Origin of the sequence: Dyadobacter beijingensis DSM 21582, assembly GCF_000382205.1 — a bacterium.
GTDB lineage: Bacteria > Bacteroidota > Bacteroidia > Cytophagales > Spirosomataceae > Dyadobacter > Dyadobacter beijingensis.
Map to the genome: position 1 here is coordinate 169,184 of NZ_KB907789.1, position 15,583 is coordinate 184,766.

The window sequence follows — 15,583 nt, forward strand, 5'->3', positions numbered from 1 at the left end:
ACTGAACATGAGATACTTAAAAATTTACAGCATCGCATTGCTGGCCCTTTTTGTAAACACTAAAACCCGTGCACAGGTCGCCGACAGCAGCCAGTATTTGCAAAAACTAAAACAGGAATTGCAGACCGAATGGCCGAAAAGCCATACGATCAATGTCGTTTTTCACGGGCATTCCGTCCCGGCGGGGTATTGGGAAAACCATGAGGTGCATACGCTGGAATCGTACCCCAACCTCTTCCTGAAAGCATTGAAGGCGAAGTATCCTTACGCCGTCGTGAATGTGATCGTGACGGCCATTGGCGGCGAGAATGCGATCAGCGGGCAGGCGCGGTTTGAAAAAGACGTGCTGCCCCACAAACCGGAGCTGCTTTTCATCGACTACGCATTGAACGACCGCTTTTCGCCTTTGGACAAAGTCAAAGAATCCTGGGCCAAAATGATCGAAACCGCGCAGGCCAAAGGCATTCCGGTGATCCTGCTCACCCCCTCCCCCGATCAGCGTATCAACATCGCCGACCCCGCCAACCCGCTCGACCCGTACGTGGTACAGATCCGCGAACTGGCTAAGCAGTACAAAACCGGCCTGGCCGATCCGTATGTCGTATTTCAGCAATTGGTCAGAGACGGGAAACTGAAAGAAGTAATGGCCTCCGTGAACCACCCGAACGAAACCGGGCATATGGTGATCGTGAACCGCATTATGCCGTATTTCTGAGTGTTTGAGTTTAGATAAATAGCTGGTGGAATGGTCGGAGCGACTGTTCAGGCATCGTGGTAATCGGGATTGGCGCTGATGGCGAACTTGTATTTATCGCCCCGGTAAAACGACCGCTCGATTTCCACCACCTGTCCGTCCTTGCAGATCACGGCGCTGTCGAGAATAAACATCGCCGTAGCCGCGGAGAGCTCGAAATTGTCTATTTCCGATCCGGGCTGGACGATTTCGGTGCTCAATGTCTGCTTCACTTCGTCGATGCGCAGGTGGTAGGTCGTTTCGTAGGTTTTGAAATAGGAAATTTCCGTGGGCATGCGGTTGATCTTCGGGCAGAGCGAGAGGGAAATGTACCGGATCTCGTCCTTGATGATCTCGTTGTCAGCATAGCGCAGCTGGTGCACTTTCAGCACAGGCCCGCCGATGATGAAATGCTTGCCTCCTATTTCGGATGAAATGCCGTCGTCGAGCACCGTTTTTTCCAGCACGACATTATGCGGCTCGAAGCCCTCGGCGATGAGGCTTTCGTGAAAGCCGCGGCGGGTGGCATTAATGGAGCCTAATGTGCGGATGAGATGGTGCCCTACCGTGCGGTTCAGCACGAATGTACCCTTGCCCTTGATCCGCCTCGCCCAACCCTGATTTTCGATTTCCAGCAGGCTTTTACGCGCCGTGGTGTTGCTGATCCGGTAAGTTTTGATCAAATCGTTTTCCGAAGGGACCTTGTCGCCGGGCTGCAATTCCCCGGTTTTGATCCTATCGATAATCTCCTCACTGATACTGACAAACTTCGGTTTCATCGGCGCACTGGACAATAGGTAAAAGGGCAAATTTACCGGAAGCAAATTCATGTGCAATAGGAAAAACGCACATTCCCGTGTTCGTATGCCTTCGGAGCCCAATTACGGCATTTTTGACGAGTATGGTTAGTGCGTTAAGAGACTTTTTGCGTAAAAGCCCGTTCTACCCGGGCCATTTTATTTTTTGTCATGATTAAAATCGCTGCATTCTCGCTGGCGGCGGCATTCAGTATGCTGTCGGCATTATCCATCGCCCAGTCCGCAACAAGTACCGGCTGTCCGTGCGCGCAGCTCGCGAAGGCGCGCATCCCGCAGGCAACGATCACGGCCGCCGAATGCGTCCCCGCAGGAACTTTCTCCCCGCCCGGTAGCACGCAGCCAGTCACCGGACTGCCAGCATTTTGCCGCGTGGCCGCCGTGCTGAAACCTACACCCGATTCGCATATCCGCATTGAATTGTGGCTGCCCGAAACAGGCTGGAACGAACGGTTTCTCGGCACAGGCACGGGGGGCGGGGCCGGCTACATCAATTACGGCTCGCTCGCGATGGGACTTCGGAAAGGTTTCGCCACCGTCAATACCGACATGGGCACGTCGCCCGGCGCGAACGAACAGACCGGTCACCCCGAAAAATGGGCCGATTTCGGTCATCGCGCCACGCACGAAATGACCGTCGCCGGCAAGGCCATTACCGAAGCATACTATCAAAAAGCTGCCCGAACGGCCTATTTCTCAGGCTGCTCCACCGGCGGCCAGCAGGCGTTGATGGAGTCGCAGCGGTATCCCGACGATTACGACGGCATCCTCGCAGGCGCCCCGGCCAATAACCGCACGCATTTGCATACCGGATTCGTATGGATTCTCCGCGCCACCAACGACATCCCCGGCGGCGCATTACCCAAGGCCAAACTCGACCTCGTCACCCGCGCCGTGCTGAGCGCCTGCGCGGGCAAGGACGGCGGCGCACCCGGTGACCGTTTCCTCACCAACCCTGCGGCCTGCCGGTTCGATCCCGAAACGCTGCCCGTTTGTCCAGACGGCACCGACGACAGTACCTGCCTCACAAAAACCCAACTGGCCGCATTGAAAAAGATCTGGCAAGGCCCCGTGAACCCGCGTACGGGCGAGCGGATTTACACGCCGATTCCGCTCGGAAGCGAAAGCGTGGCCGCGGGCATCGATATGCAGCAAAACCCGGCCCAGGCGCCCCATGCACTGTTTTACCAATACAAATGGGCTTTTGGCAAAGATTTCGACTACAAAACCTTTGATTTCGACCGGAACCAGGACCAGCTCGACGCCCTGCTCGGCCCCGTCCTGAACGCGAACAGCACCGACCTGTCCGCATTCAAAAACAAAGGTTCCAAACTTCTGATGTACACCGGCACCGCCGATCCGCTCGTACCTTACCAGGACGCATTGAGCTATTACGAACGCGTGATGGGTGTCCAGGGCGGCCTCCGGCAAACGCAGGATTTTTTCCGCCTCTACCTCATCCCCGGCATGGGCCATTGCAGCGGCGGCCCAGGCCTGAACGACGGCGGCGACATGCTCACCGCATTGATCGAATGGAAAGAAAAAGGCACCGCCCCCAGGCAGCTCGTCGGCACGGCCTACGAAAGCGGCGACGCAAAAAAGGGCATCCGTTTCCGCCGGCCCGTGTACCCCTACCCGCTGCTGCCTGCCTACAAAAGCGGGGACGAAACGAACCCCGAAAGCTACGAAGGCGTCGCACAGCCGGATGTGAAGGTGAAGGAGCCTGCGGGGCGGTATTTGAAGTAGGGAATATTCATTGTTCCGAGCACGGTGAATTTCATTTCGAGAGTTAAGAATATTCCTTACTGAGCCTGCCGGTCCCTAGCTGTTTTGTAGCTCCAAACTGGCCATGGTCGTCAATTCAACACGCGCTTGTTTCGGCAAACCGGCCACGGCGATGCAGGTGCGGGTCGGGAAGCGGCCCGTGAAATAGGTTTGGTATACCTCGTTCAGCTCGTCGAAATAGCGCATGTCGGTCAGGTATACCGTCACGCTTACGATATGGCTGAAAGTGAGGTTGTGCTCATTCAATATGGCTTCAATATTGGCAAAAACCTGTTTCACTTCGTCCTGGAAAGAGGTGGTCACCAACTGCCCGCCCGCCGAGCCGATCTGCCCCGAAATAAACAGGAACCCGTTAGAAACCAATGCTTTTGAAATCGGCACCGCCGGTGCAGCCGCCTTTTCGATAGTACTCATGTTGTTAATTTTAATTGATCTATATTTCCAATTTACCTAATACTGAGCTTTCGCCGAGGGTGCAATATACCGCAAATAGGTTTTATGTGCTACCCGATCACCCGTCCGAAGCACTCGTTTCAACAACTTCTTCCCGCCTGGCTGCCGATACAAAATCGAACCGGATGCTGATTTCCGTGCCATTGGTATTGCTCAGATGCAGCTCCCCGCCGAGCTCGCCCGTCAGGCCTCGCATGAGTATAATGCCCAGCGATCCCGATTTTCCCTTCACATATTGATCCGGCAGGCCGACGCCGTCGTCTTTCATGGACAACACAATACCGGAACCGGCCGGTTGTATTTGCAGCACGATGTCTATCGCCCCGCTCGCCCGATTCGGAAATGCATATTTAAGGGAATTGGTAATGGCCTCGTTCAGGATCAGGCCGATGGGGATCGCCTGCGATACGTCCAGGTCGACCGGCGCGATGTCGGTGCGGAGCTGAATGCCGCGGGCGTCGAAACTGTCGCGGAGGTATTCCACGAGATCGCTCACGTAATCGGGCATATTCACGACCGCCAGCTTATCGGCCAGATACAGTTTCTGATGGATCAGCGACATGGCCTGGACGCGGTGCTGACTTTCCTTCATCGCATTGAGCGCGTCGCCTTTCAGGAAAACGGATTGTGATTCGAGCAGGCTGATCACCGTCTGAAGATTGTTTTTCACCCTGTGGTGCAGCTCGCGAATAAGCCATTCGCGCTCCTTCACCATTTTTTGGAGCACACGATTGTTCTCCGCCGTGGCCAGGGTGATCTGTTGCTTCGTTTTATACCGGTTATAGAGCAGGATGATAAAAAGTACCGAAAGGATCAGAAATGCCGCCGTAATGTTCCGGTTTCGTTTCGTTTCCGTCAGTATCTGATTTTGCAACGTGGCGCGCCGCTGGAGCTGACTGATATCCCGCGCTTTCATTTTCAATTCATTATCCTTTTGTTCCGTATCAAACCGGATATTCAGCATCGCGATCTGGTCTTCCTTGGCCTTGCTTTGCAGGGAATCCCGAAGCACTTTGTGCAATTGGTAATTCTGAATGGCCGACAGGTACTTGCCATTGAGGGAATCCAGCTTAAAACTCCACAGATAACTGTACATCAGCTGATATTTCAAATTGCCTTCCAGCGACTGGCGGCGATGCTCCAACAGGTATTTATGGGCCAGATCGAGCTGCCGGGTAGCCAGAAAATGCTGCACGGCCGTGTTGGAAACGTTTAGCCAGGCATTGCTCAGCAGCTTGTTCGTGTTTGCCAATGCGAGCATTTCGTCGAAATAGCGCTGCGCCAATGCGTGCTTTCCGAGGTTGTCGCAGGCCTTTACGACAATCGCGTAAAGTCCTATTTTAGAGCCCGGTGCCATAGCCGGGTACCTGTCGATCGTGGACAGCGCGTAATCGATTGCGGCCTGGTAATGGGGATATTTGTCCAGGTTCTGACGGTTTGCGAAATTGGTCGCTATCATTGCGATACTGGGGCTATCTTTATGGCGCACTGCCACATCCATCGCCAACCGGTCATATTCGAACGACTTTTTAAAGTCATTGGATATGAAATAGCCGTAGGACAGCCTATTGTAAATCGTACACAGCTGCATCGACGAATCCTTTTGCGCAATTGCCACTTTTTCCGCCAGCCTCCCGTACCGGACGGCCTCATCGATGATCCCCATTTTCGCATACACGTAACCGATCAGGTCGTAAACACCCTGGACATTCCTGTAACGGGCTGCCTCGTACAACGCGAGCGACCGCTTCAATTCCGACAGCGCCGCGAAGGGTTCCTTGCCGATAATCTGCAACAAGTCGCCCATTTCACGCCGCGCATCCGCTTCCTCTTTCTTTGCTCCGGCCTTGCCGTATGCCGCCGTCGCCTGCCTGACGACCTCTACACGCTGATTGATATTGTTGGCAAAATCGGAGTACCGGAAGCGTTTTTCCATGAGCGCATTCCCCTCTCCCAGAAAATTGCCGATGCTGCGGTAAATGCCGAGCGACTTTTCCAGCAAGGCTGCCGCCTCTTCGGGCCGCCTGCTTTCCTTCGTGATCATGGAGGATAAAAGGTACGCATCCGCCTCCCGGGATTTGTCCTTCCATTCAAGACTGAGGTCCAGCGCCTTTTTGGCATAACCCGCCGCCATTTGCATATCGCTTTTCGCCTCCCCCGGCTTCAAAAGATACTGGTAGCCAGCTTCCAGGAGCGACGCAAAGCGTACCGAATCCGGATCTGACAAAGGGCCGCCGGCCCCCTCGGCAGGCAAGGCATCAGCAGCAGTAAAGCAAATAGTGCAAAGAAAAATGGTCAGGACGGCTTTCATATGAAGGCGGAATACCTTTAAGTAACAATACAGCAAAACAAACAATAAATACTTGGTTTTGAGACACATTAAGGGTAACTTATACAATTGTCACCCCATTAAACCCCCTCAATTATATGAAAACGATATTCCTGATTGCGCTTCTGTTAGGAAGCGCTGCCGTCGCACCTGCCCAGGATCATTACCTGCCGGTATCATCTACCTCCCAAACGGCCATTACCTCGCTGCATCGCGCGGCCGATCTGTATTCGAACATTCATTTCAAAGAAGGCAAAGCGGAGCTCGACAAGGCAATGGCCGAAGACCCCAGTTTCTTCATGGCTTATGTCTACGCCATTCAATATGCGCCCAAAGCGGAAAAAGCACCATTGATCGAAAAAGCGCTGGCGATCGACCAGGCAAAGTTCAACAAGGCGGAGCAAATCATGCGCGGCTTCGTCGAAAAGTGGAGCAAGGACACCGCAGCGAAGGCCGGCGAAACGATGAAAGCGCTGGTAGCGGCCTACCCCAAAACGCCCCAGGCGCTGGAATGGGCATCGCTGCATTCATTTTACACGGATAAAGACACGGATGCGGCGGTGGAGTATGCCCAAAAGCTCGCCACACTGAGCCCGACATATGCACCCAACTATAATATCCTGGGTTATCTGTATCTGGAAAAAAAGGAACCGGAGAAAGCCAGGGGAGCCTTCGAAAAATACCTGAGCCTGGCCCCGAATGAGCCCAACGCCTACGATAGCATGGCCGAATATTATCTGATCGGCAAAGAATACGCCAAATCCGCCGAACTCTATGACAAGGCCGCTGCCATGGGTCTCCCCGACGCCAAAGAGCGCGCAGACAAGGCCAGGGCCATGATCAAGTGAATGCGAGCCGACCTCGCGCACGCAGGAGACCGTTTCTTGATGTCGATCAAGATGGCCGGTCGCAATAATGCGCTATTTTTGGCAAAAACACATCAGCGTCGCAATGAACCATCGAGCATTATCCATCCGCCCATTTATCGGAGCAGCCGATTTTGACACTTCCCGGGCATTCTACCTCGATCTGGGCTTCGAGGAATCGGTGCTCTCACCGTCCATGTCCCGTTTCAGAACGGGGGATTTCAGTTTTTACCTTCAAAATGCATTCGTGAAAGACTGGATCGACAACACCATGGTGTTTCTCGAAGTCGAGGATACGCAGCGGTTCTGGGAGGACCTGGTAAAACTGGACCTTCCCGCGAAATACCAAAATGTGCGCCTCACCCCGATCCGCACCGAACCCTGGGGACGCGAATGCTTCCTGCACGATCCATCGGGCATACTCTGGCATTTCGGAGAGTTCTTCCAACACAAATGATCGCCGCATGATGAACTTCAGCAAACTCGTTCCCAACATATTTACGTCGATATCCGCGACGCCATGCCGCTGTTCGTCGACTGCCTCGGCTTCACGATCACGCACGACGAGCTGCACTCCCACCAGCCGTTCTGCATGATCGAGAAGGACGGCCTGCGCTTGAATCTCTTCCAAAACGAGCATCTCGCCAGGGAGCATAACCGCAGGTTTTTCACCGGCTAGCACAATGCGGCCGGGATCGTTACACGTGCCGTGAGATACAGAACCTGTATTTGAGCACATAAGTCTGTCATTCAACCATTTACCACGATGAAGCCAGGCAACACCTTACTCATAATTACCATATCGGTCCTTTGGGGCTGTTTCAAAAAACAGGAAAAAAAGGAAGAAAGCCAATCGCCCGACAGCACGACACGGATCACCGTTTGCTACAATCCTCAAACGACCGATATGGATTGGTATAGTTCGAAAAAAAAGGCGCCCCTGCTCGAAGGGCTGCAAGGCATTAATTTTAACATAACCACCTCTAAACCGGCAGCTCAGGCGTATTTCAACCAGGGTATGATGCTCGCTTACGGTTTCAACCATGCCGAGGCCGCACGGTCGTTCCATGAGGCCATCCGGCTCGATTCTGCGTGTGCCATGGCGCAATGGGGCTTCGCGTACGTGCTCGGCCCGAACTACAATGCGGGTATGGAAGAAGATAACTTTCAACGTGCCTGGAAAGCCGTTCAAAAAGCACAGCAACTTTCCGCCGGTTGCACGCCGAAGGAAAAAGCGCTCATAGTGGCACTCGCCGCACGTTATGCGGAGGTCCCGCCGGCAAACAGAATGCCGCTGGATATCGCTTATGCCCGTGCAATGGAAAAAGTGTACCGCCGGTTCCCGTCCGACCCGGACATCGGAGCGATTTACGCCGAGTCGATCATGGACCTGCATCCCTGGGATTTATACGAGAAAAAAACCAAAGCGCCGAAATCGTGGACGCCGCAGTTGCTGGCCGTATTGGAAAATCTCCTGAAAAAGAACCCGGAACATCCCGGCGCGCACCACCTGTACATACATGCGCTGGAAGCTTCGGCAACCCCGGAAAAAGCACTCGCCTCGGCCGCCCTGCTCGACACCCTCGTGCCCGGCGCCGGCCATCTGCTCCATATGCCGTCGCACATTTATATCAACACGGGCGATTACCACCAGGGCTCGTTCTCCAATATCCGGGCCGTCGGGGCCGACAGCTCCTACATCACCGCCTGCCACGCTCAGGGTGCCTACCCCCTCGCCTATTTTCCTCATAATTACCATTTTCTGGCGGCCACCGCCACACTCGAAGGCAACGCCGGCCTCGCCTGGACGGCCGCGGAAAAGGTACAGCAGTACACCGCCAAAGCGGTTATGCGGACGCCCGGTTGGGGTACGTTGCAGCATTACTACACGATCCCCTATTACATTGCCGTCAAGTTTTCGATGTGGGACCGCGTGCTGTCGCTTCCCGGCCCGGCCAAAGACCTCGTGTACCCGCGCGCGGTATGGCATTATGCGCGCGGAATGGCGTTTTTGGGTAAGCGAGACCTCTCCCGCGCGCAGGAAGAAATGAGCAGCCTCGCCCGGCTGGCAAAAGACACCACCCTGAACGCCATCACCGTCTGGAACATTAATACGGGCAGTGATCTGGTGAAAATAGCCTCCAAAGTGTTGGCCGCCGGCCTGGCCGCCCGGCAAAACCAGCTCGATAAATCGGCCGCGCTGCTACGGGAGGCCGTTTTGATCGAAGATAACCTCAATTACAACGAGCCGCCGGACTGGTTCTTCTCCGTTCGCCACCACCTCGGCGCGGTGCTGCTCAAAGCCGGCAGAAATGCCGAAGCCGAGCGCGTTTACCGGGAAGACCTGCTCACCTGGAAGAAAAACGGTTGGGCATTGATAGGCCTTTACAACGCTTTAATGCAACAAAAGAACACGGGTGAAGCGCAATCCGTGAAGTCGGCATTTGACCAGTCGTGGAAGTATGCCAATGTAAAAATCAGCAGCTCATCGACGATCGCCGACTAGAATCGCACATTTACAGGAGATGCCGGAAACGAATACAACCATTCCCCGCGCTGCTACATTTCCCCCATGCATTCCGCCAGTTAAATTCGCATCCATTTTTTTACTATTTTCCCCCAAAACCACCACTACAACCCCAAAACCATGAAAACCATTTCCGTTCCTGCCCGCGAGCAGGTGAACCCGCAGTCACAGGAACTGTTCGACGCATTGACCAAGCGGCTCGGCCGGGTACCTAATCTGTATGCGACGATCGGATATTCGCATGCGGCATTGAAAATGATGCTTGACGCCGAGGAAACGCTCGGCCACGGGAAGTTCAGTGCAAAAGAGCGGGAGGCCGTTTACCTCGTGGTGTCGCAGGTGAACCAATGCGAGTATTGCCTCGCAGCCCACACTATTCTGGCTACCAAAAGGGGCTATTCACAGGAGGAGACGATACTTTTTCGTAAAGGTTTCGCATCCGATCCGAAGCTGCAAACGGCGATACAGCTCGCCAAATCGATCGCCGAGAACAAGGGCGACGCGGACGAAACGTTGAAGGAGGCATTCTTTGATGCCGGATACGATGAGGCGGCGCTGATGGACCTGATCGGCCTGGTAACCATTCGCACATTTACGAATTATGTTTTCGTCATGAGCAAAATCCCCGTCGATTTTCCGGCGGCGGAAAAAATCTAGTCGTTCAGCAGGTCGGACGGCGCTTTGCCGAATTTCTTTTTGAATGCGTGGGAAAAATGTGAAAGGCTTTCGAAACCGAGATCGAGGTAGAATGCGGAGGGTTTCCGGTTCCTTTTCTCGATCAGGTGCCGGGCTTCGAGCAGGCGGCGTTCCAGCAGCCAATGCCGGGGAGGCATACCGAATGTTTTCTGGAAATCGCGTTTGAAAGCCGCCAGGCTACGTCCGGTCAGCTGCGCAAACTTTTCGACCGGCACATTGAAGTGAAAATTATGGAGCATAAACCGTTCGAGATCGATCTTGTGCGGCTCCGAAAAATCGAACAAAAAACGGCTGAGGCCAGGCATGGCGTGCAGCAGCAGCTGCACGCCTTCCTTCACCTTCAATAAGCCCATCGTGCTCGTCAGCTGGGCCTGCGGGTTGCGCACGTAGGGCACGATGGACTTGAAATAACCTTCCAGAAAATCGTTAGCGGGGATCAGGATGTTGGGCGGCCCCACGTATTTCTGCCCTACCGGGATGCTCTCTTCCAACGCAATTTGCCGCAAAAGATCTTCCTGAAGTGAGATCACGATCGTCTCGTAATCCTCGTCCGGCAGCGGCGTTTTAGTGATTTGGCCCAACTGGTTCTTCCCGACCAGCAGCATTTCGCCCCGTCGCATCGACACCTTTTCCGTGGCCGTTTCGAGCGTAAACTGCCCTGCGACCTGCAAAACGAGGGTATTATGTTTCATAAAAGCTACCTTATCCTTCCGTTTGGTAGAAAGGTAAGAGTAGAAAATTACGCCCGGGAGTATTTCAGCTGGATTCGTCACCGTGTAAAGATATTAAAAGCGACGCTACGCGGCTAACGTTGGAGGTAAGTGTTTCCGAGAATCGCGCCCGGCGCGAAGTGGGCATTGAGCAGCTGCATTTCCTCCGGTGTGAACCCGATAGTCATCGCCTCCAAATTCTCGGGCAGGCGGCTCCTGCGGCTCATGCTCACGAGCGGCATGATATGCCCGCCCTGCGCATTCACCCACGCAATGGCCAGCTGTGTCGGCGTGTAGCCTTTGTCGGCGGCCATTTGTTTCAAAACCTGCACTTTTTCCAGGTTTTGAACGAGGTTATCCCCCTGAAAACGTGGGAAATGACTTTGGTAAGAGCCCTCGGGCAATGGCGCCGTCAACTGACCCGTAAGCAGGCCTTCGGCTGTATTGGCAAATGCGACCACGCCAATGCCCAGCTCGGCCGCCGCAGGCAACAGATCGCTTTCGATCTGCCTGTCGGCCAGGGAGTAACCTATTTCCAATGCGGTCACCGGATGTACGGCGTGGGCTTTCCGCAGTTGGTCGGCGCTGATCTCCGACACGCCCAGGTACCGCACTTTTCCTTCCTGAATCAAATCGCCGACAGTACCGATCACGTCTTCCAAAGGTACGCTGTTGTCGAGCCGGCAGGGTTGGTAGAGGTCGATCGTATCGATGCCGAGGCGTACGAGCGAGTAGTTGATGAAGTTTTTAATGGCGATCGGGCGCAGGTCGAGGCCCAGCCATTGGTTGCCATAAAAAATCGCCCCGAATTTCACGCTGATTAATGCCTCGTCGCGGCGGCCTTTGATCGCCTTCCCGACCAGCAGCTCGTTATGGCCGGCGCCATAGAAATCGCCGGTATTCAAAAAATTAATGCCGCTGTCGAGCGCCTGGTGAATGGTTGCGATCGCTTCGTTTTCGTCTTTGGCCTCGCTGCCCCACACGGGCGACATGCGCATACAGCCCAATCCCAGTTTCGATACCAGCGGGCCATTGTTGCCCAGGTTTATTTTTCCAATTGTTGTCATCGTTTTCCGTGTTAAGTTTAACGATACAAAGTTGGCTGTAATCGGGCGCAGCGCATTTCGCGTACGGCTCAATTTACTTGTCTGCACGGATCACGTCGCCTTGAACAGCACCTGGCCGTCCTTCTGCAAATACCAGGCCGTAACCGGGTTGAAGTGGTACCCCATATTGCCGCCGCGTGCAGCCATGAGTTGTTTTAGAAATGGCTGTACATACCCGGTTTCGTCCACCGTGCGGCTCATGATCTCGGTAGGGTTGCCGTCCCAGTTCCAGAGGTATCGGAATGCCGCAATGGCTTTGTCAAGCACCGGTTCCTGCAATGCGGCATGCTGCCAGGTCTTTCCGGCATCGGTACTCACTTCCACGCGCGCCACTTTGCCGCGCCCACTCCACGCAATGCCCCGTATTTCAATCCAGCCCTTTTCCACCCTGGCGGGATAGGAAGGGAAAGTGATGACTGAACGGGCATCCATCGTGAAGCTGAACTGCCTGATCTTGCCGCCGCCCACGGCTTCGGTGTATTTGGAAGTTTCCTCGCGGGTCATAAACGGCGCGTCGGAGAGCTCGATGCGCCGGAGCCATTTCACATTGGCATTCCCCTCCCAGCCGGGCAGGAAAAGCCGTATCGGGTAGCCCTGTTCGGGCCGGATAGCCTCGCCGTTCTGGCCGTAGGCGATGATCGCGTCGTCCCAGCCCTTGTGCACGGGCACGCTGCGCGTCATCACGGCCGCGTCCCCGCCCTCGGCCAGGAACCAGCTCGCTTTCGGGTTCACGCCCACTTCCCGGAACAATGTCGATAGTTTCACGCCCGTCCATTCGCTCTGGCTCGTGAGCCCGCAAATTTCCTGCGGACGGATCTTGCCATCGTTCGCGCCGCGGTAATTGCCCGAGCATTCGAGAAATGCAATGCGGGACACGGACGGAAACCGTTTGAGATCGGCCAATGTGAACACCATCGGCTTGTCGACCATACCGTGTATTACCAGCTCGTGCTTGGCAGGATCGATGGCCGGGACGCCGCCGTGGTGCCGCTCGTAATGCAGGTCGGAAGGCGTGATCATGCCCTGCAAATCCTGCAATGGCGTACGGGAAGACGTATCGGAATATATTTTCGCCAATTTTTCGAACGGTGAGCGGGTACCGAGCGTGCCGGGTGGAACGCCGGGGACTTTGGTAGGGTCTTCGGGACCGCGCTCCGAGGCCGTCAGCGCGGCCTGGAATGCCTTTCCGCTGGCCGTTTGCACGAGTACCACCGATGCGGCGGCCGCGCCCGCCAGCAGGTTGCGCCGGCTGATCCTGCCGCCGGTAATGGATTTATCCTGATCGTCGCGTTGCTGCATATTATCTGATTTCGGGGCCATCCACGCGGTCGTCGGGGACGAACTTGTCGCGGGCCGGCATTTTGATTTGCGGAAGGGTTTTGGCATTCAGTTTCGCATTCTCCGCCAGCAGGCCATTGGCATGGAGGAGGAAGGCCGTCAGGCTGTATACCTCCTGGTCGGTGAGCGAGCCGGGCTGGTTGAACGGCATCGCCCTGCGAATGTAGTCGAATACCGTGGTGGCATATGGCCAGTAGTTGCCGATTGCCCTGATGCGCCGCGCCCGGGTGGTATCGCCGGCCACCAGGCGGTCGTTGGGGCCTTCGGTACCGGTGGCACCGTGGCAGCCCGCGCATTTCAGCCCGTAAATGGCCCTGCCTTCCGTGGCACTGCCCTCGCCTTTGGGCAGGCCTTTACCGTCGGGCCGGACGTCGATGTCCAATGCCGCGATTTCCGCCGCCGTAGCCACCCGGCCGAAGCCGAACTGCGCCGGGTGTGAAAGGGTGTCAGCCGACAACACACCTGGGTGCTGCCGGCTGATTTTGAGGCTGGTACCCGTGAACGCCACCGTCACGAGCACCAGCGCGGTGCCGATATACTTAATCGTACTTCCCTGCATTGAGCGTGCTTTTAGCCAGAACATAAGGTCTCTCCACCCGGTCCAGCACTACATAAATCGAATCTTTCTTCTCGTTGATCCCTTGCAGGACCACCCGCGACCCGTCGGTTGTAGCATACCTCAGGACCATGCGGTTGCGTTTGTCGCGGCGGGGCTTCTCGGCAAACTCGCGGTCGCGGCGGGCCGACCAGCCCCGCGGGTCTATCAGCTTGTTCTCGTCCCCGATCCTGTCGAGCGCGTCTTGGGGAATCCAGTTGCGGTCCTGGCCATCCTTTTTGTCTGGGCCATTGCCCCGCTCGTTGCCGCGGCGTCCTTCGCGTGGTGCATTGCTGTCACCGCCTTGTTTCTGCCGGGCCTCGCGCTGTTGCAGCTGCCCTACCCCGTCGCGCAGGCCTCCTTTGGCATATTTATCCTGCAAATACAAGGTGTGCTCCAACGTATCGGCCAGGTAATGGAACACCCGCTGGCCGCCTCCCGTACCCGTGAGCTCGAACGTGCGCCCGACGTCACGCATGGGTGCGCCGCCGCCATTGGAGAGGTCCAGCGGCGTCGGTTTGTTTACTTTGAATGTCAGCGTCGTCCAGTTTTCGAATGTCGCCCATTGCCACCTCAGCGTGTCCGTCGGTGAGTATGGGATGGTTTTGTTATTGATTTTAAACTCCGTGACCTGATAGTTGCCCCGCAGGGTCCTGATGCCCGCCGTCGAAGGCTGTTTGTACGGGTCGAATTTGAAATTGACATACTGCAGATAAAACAAGTATACGAGGAACAGCCCGAAAACGCCGGCTTTCAGGCCGTAGCGTACATATTGCTGCCATTTCGGGGAAAATGCGGGATAAAATTTCTGAGGTACGGTAAAGCGTTCAAGGACAATCAGGTTCCAGACTTTTGGAATATCCCTGATCAGCAAAAACGCCGCCAGCAGCACAAAATAGGAGCTGTACACATGCACGCCGCCGTCATAGGCGAAATTGACATATACAATATCCCCCAACGCGCCCAGGAGCAGAATGGCCCCCAGCGTGGTAGTGCCCCTGAAAAACAGCAATATGCCCGCCGCCAGCTCCACCACCCCGGCAAATACCTGGTACCAGGGCACGATGCCCACGGAAAGCCAGTAAATTTTTTGCAGGGTAAAATCACCGAAATTCGTGTTCAGCAGGCCGTACGACGGGTAAGGCATCTGCGTCGGCATCAGTTTGGTAAACCCAAAACCGATGATCCCGATGCCCGCCCGGTAGCGTACCACCACGCGGATCCAGTAATAGAGCAGGTTATACTCTTTCGGCTCTCGTTTGGCGACCTTCACAACGGCCGTCCAGATGAGCCCCACCACGATGGCCGCCAGCAAGGTTATGATCCAGGTCGCGTAGCCTTCGAGCGGCGAGCCGAAGATGGTGCGACCGAAAATGTCGAGCCCGGAGCCGAACCGTGCGATGTCGTATACGTCGCGGTAATGCAGGCGCGTCCAGTCGAAGGTCACGAGGTCGGTGTACCAGCTGGGGCTGTTGGGAATCGACATGGCGAGAAAAAACACGAATGCGATCCGGAAAAGGACCTTCTGCCATTCGGGCCAGCGGCTCGCGGCGGTACGGCCGGTGCCGCCGCCTTCCGCTTTTTCGGTGAGCGCCACGTCTTCGTCTGCGCTTGTTCTGATCGTTGACAT

15 protein-coding genes are annotated in these 15,583 nt (G+C 55.5%); 7 read left to right on the forward strand and 8 right to left on the reverse strand.

The features are described 5' to 3' along the window. Window positions 1-7: 7 nt before the first annotated feature. Window positions 8-715: an SGNH/GDSL hydrolase family protein gene (locus H144_RS0119180; RefSeq protein ID WP_019943719.1), complete on the forward strand. Its 708-nt coding sequence runs from the start codon at window positions 8-10 to the stop codon at window positions 713-715. Between the two features lie 47 nt (window positions 716-762). Here H144_RS0119180 and H144_RS0119185 read toward each other — a convergent pair whose 3' ends face one another. Further along, window positions 763-1,512 carry a GntR family transcriptional regulator gene (locus H144_RS0119185; RefSeq protein ID WP_051100159.1) on the reverse strand — a complete coding sequence of 250 codons (750 nt, stop codon included), beginning with the start codon at window positions 1,510-1,512 and terminating at the stop codon, window positions 763-765. 189 nt (window positions 1,513-1,701) lie between these two features. Here H144_RS0119185 and H144_RS32240 point away from each other — a divergent pair, with 189 nt between their 5' ends. Further along, window positions 1,702-3,294 (forward strand): tannase/feruloyl esterase family alpha/beta hydrolase, encoded by a 1,593-nt coding sequence (locus H144_RS32240; protein ID WP_019943721.1) that lies wholly within the window; start codon window positions 1,702-1,704, stop codon window positions 3,292-3,294. Window positions 3,295-3,369: 75 nt separating this feature from the next. Here the strand turns inward: H144_RS32240 and H144_RS0119195 are convergent, their stop codons facing one another. After that, window positions 3,370-3,747 (reverse strand): RidA family protein, encoded by a 378-nt coding sequence (locus H144_RS0119195; RefSeq protein ID WP_019943722.1) that lies wholly within the window; start codon window positions 3,745-3,747, stop codon window positions 3,370-3,372. Between the two features lie 97 nt (window positions 3,748-3,844). Beyond that, complete coding sequence (locus H144_RS0119200; RefSeq protein ID WP_169409412.1) at window positions 3,845-6,097, reverse strand: sensor histidine kinase; 2,253 nt, start codon at window positions 6,095-6,097, stop codon at window positions 3,845-3,847. Between the two features lie 116 nt (window positions 6,098-6,213). Here H144_RS0119200 and H144_RS0119205 point away from each other — a divergent pair, with 116 nt between their 5' ends. The 5 genes from H144_RS0119205 to H144_RS0119225 all read left to right on the forward strand — a co-directional run bounded on the left by H144_RS0119205 (window position 6,214) and on the right by H144_RS0119225 (window position 10,165). Then, the gene (locus tag H144_RS0119205) at window positions 6,214-6,963 is read left to right on the forward strand and encodes a tetratricopeptide repeat protein (protein WP_019943724.1); all 750 of its coding nucleotides are present in this window, start codon (window positions 6,214-6,216) and stop codon (window positions 6,961-6,963) included. 103 nt (window positions 6,964-7,066) lie between these two features. Continuing rightward, window positions 7,067-7,438, forward strand: a complete 372-nt coding sequence (locus tag H144_RS0119210; RefSeq protein ID WP_026350832.1) for a VOC family protein — start codon at window positions 7,067-7,069, stop codon at window positions 7,436-7,438. A gap of 63 nt (window positions 7,439-7,501) precedes the next feature. Then, window positions 7,502-7,660: a hypothetical protein gene (locus H144_RS34390; RefSeq protein WP_019943726.1), complete on the forward strand. Its 159-nt coding sequence runs from the start codon at window positions 7,502-7,504 to the stop codon at window positions 7,658-7,660. Between the two features lie 87 nt (window positions 7,661-7,747). Continuing rightward, the gene (locus H144_RS0119220; protein ID WP_019943727.1) at window positions 7,748-9,487 is read left to right on the forward strand and encodes a tetratricopeptide repeat protein; all 1,740 of its coding nucleotides are present in this window, start codon (window positions 7,748-7,750) and stop codon (window positions 9,485-9,487) included. A gap of 141 nt (window positions 9,488-9,628) precedes the next feature. After that, a complete protein-coding gene (locus H144_RS0119225) occupies window positions 9,629-10,165 on the forward strand; it encodes a carboxymuconolactone decarboxylase family protein (RefSeq protein WP_019943728.1) in 537 nt (178 codons plus the stop codon). Here the strand turns inward: H144_RS0119225 and H144_RS0119230 are convergent. The 5 genes from H144_RS0119230 to H144_RS0119250 form a co-directional block, all read right to left on the reverse strand. Then, window positions 10,162-10,896 (reverse strand): helix-turn-helix domain-containing protein, encoded by a 735-nt coding sequence (locus H144_RS0119230; protein WP_229207941.1) that lies wholly within the window; start codon window positions 10,894-10,896, stop codon window positions 10,162-10,164. The two genes, H144_RS0119225 and H144_RS0119230, sit on opposite strands and share 4 nt — an antisense overlap. Before the next feature lie 113 nt (window positions 10,897-11,009). Then, window positions 11,010-11,981 (reverse strand): aldo/keto reductase, encoded by a 972-nt coding sequence (locus H144_RS0119235; protein ID WP_019943730.1) that lies wholly within the window; start codon window positions 11,979-11,981, stop codon window positions 11,010-11,012. A gap of 90 nt (window positions 11,982-12,071) precedes the next feature. Next, window positions 12,072-13,319, reverse strand: a complete 1,248-nt coding sequence (gene soxC, locus H144_RS0119240; protein ID WP_051100147.1) for a sulfite dehydrogenase — start codon at window positions 13,317-13,319, stop codon at window positions 12,072-12,074. A gap of 1 nt (window position 13,320) precedes the next feature. Continuing rightward, window positions 13,321-13,917: a c-type cytochrome gene (locus H144_RS0119245; protein WP_019943732.1), complete on the reverse strand. Its 597-nt coding sequence runs from the start codon at window positions 13,915-13,917 to the stop codon at window positions 13,321-13,323. Beyond that, complete coding sequence (locus H144_RS0119250; protein WP_019943733.1) at window positions 13,898-15,583, reverse strand: hypothetical protein; 1,686 nt, start codon at window positions 15,581-15,583, stop codon at window positions 13,898-13,900. The genes H144_RS0119245 and H144_RS0119250 overlap by 20 nt, the downstream gene beginning before the upstream one ends.

What these genes read in the sequence shown, in the direction of transcription:
- H144_RS0119180 (WP_019943719.1), top strand. Translation starts at nt 8, where the DNA reads ATGAGATACTTAAAAATTTACAGCATCGCATTGCTGGCCCTTTTTGTA.
- H144_RS0119185 (WP_051100159.1), bottom strand. Translation starts at nt 1,512, where the DNA reads ATGAAACCGAAGTTTGTCAGTATCAGTGAGGAGATTATCGATAGGATC.
- H144_RS32240 (WP_019943721.1), top strand. Translation starts at nt 1,702, where the DNA reads ATGATTAAAATCGCTGCATTCTCGCTGGCGGCGGCATTCAGTATGCTG.
- H144_RS0119195 (WP_019943722.1), bottom strand. Translation starts at nt 3,747, where the DNA reads ATGAGTACTATCGAAAAGGCGGCTGCACCGGCGGTGCCGATTTCAAAA.
- H144_RS0119200 (WP_169409412.1), bottom strand. Translation starts at nt 6,097, where the DNA reads ATGAAAGCCGTCCTGACCATTTTTCTTTGCACTATTTGCTTTACTGCT.
- H144_RS0119205 (WP_019943724.1), top strand. Translation starts at nt 6,214, where the DNA reads ATGAAAACGATATTCCTGATTGCGCTTCTGTTAGGAAGCGCTGCCGTC.
- H144_RS0119210 (WP_026350832.1), top strand. Translation starts at nt 7,067, where the DNA reads ATGAACCATCGAGCATTATCCATCCGCCCATTTATCGGAGCAGCCGAT.
- H144_RS34390 (WP_019943726.1), top strand. Translation starts at nt 7,502, where the DNA reads ATGCCGCTGTTCGTCGACTGCCTCGGCTTCACGATCACGCACGACGAG.
- H144_RS0119220 (WP_019943727.1), top strand. Translation starts at nt 7,748, where the DNA reads ATGAAGCCAGGCAACACCTTACTCATAATTACCATATCGGTCCTTTGG.
- H144_RS0119225 (WP_019943728.1), top strand. Translation starts at nt 9,629, where the DNA reads ATGAAAACCATTTCCGTTCCTGCCCGCGAGCAGGTGAACCCGCAGTCA.
- H144_RS0119230 (WP_229207941.1), bottom strand. Translation starts at nt 10,896, where the DNA reads ATGAAACATAATACCCTCGTTTTGCAGGTCGCAGGGCAGTTTACGCTC.
- H144_RS0119235 (WP_019943730.1), bottom strand. Translation starts at nt 11,981, where the DNA reads ATGACAACAATTGGAAAAATAAACCTGGGCAACAATGGCCCGCTGGTA.
- soxC (WP_051100147.1), bottom strand. Translation starts at nt 13,319, where the DNA reads ATGCAGCAACGCGACGATCAGGATAAATCCATTACCGGCGGCAGGATC.
- H144_RS0119245 (WP_019943732.1), bottom strand. Translation starts at nt 13,917, where the DNA reads ATGCAGGGAAGTACGATTAAGTATATCGGCACCGCGCTGGTGCTCGTG.
- H144_RS0119250 (WP_019943733.1), bottom strand. Translation starts at nt 15,583, where the DNA reads ATGTCAACGATCAGAACAAGCGCAGACGAAGACGTGGCGCTCACCGAA.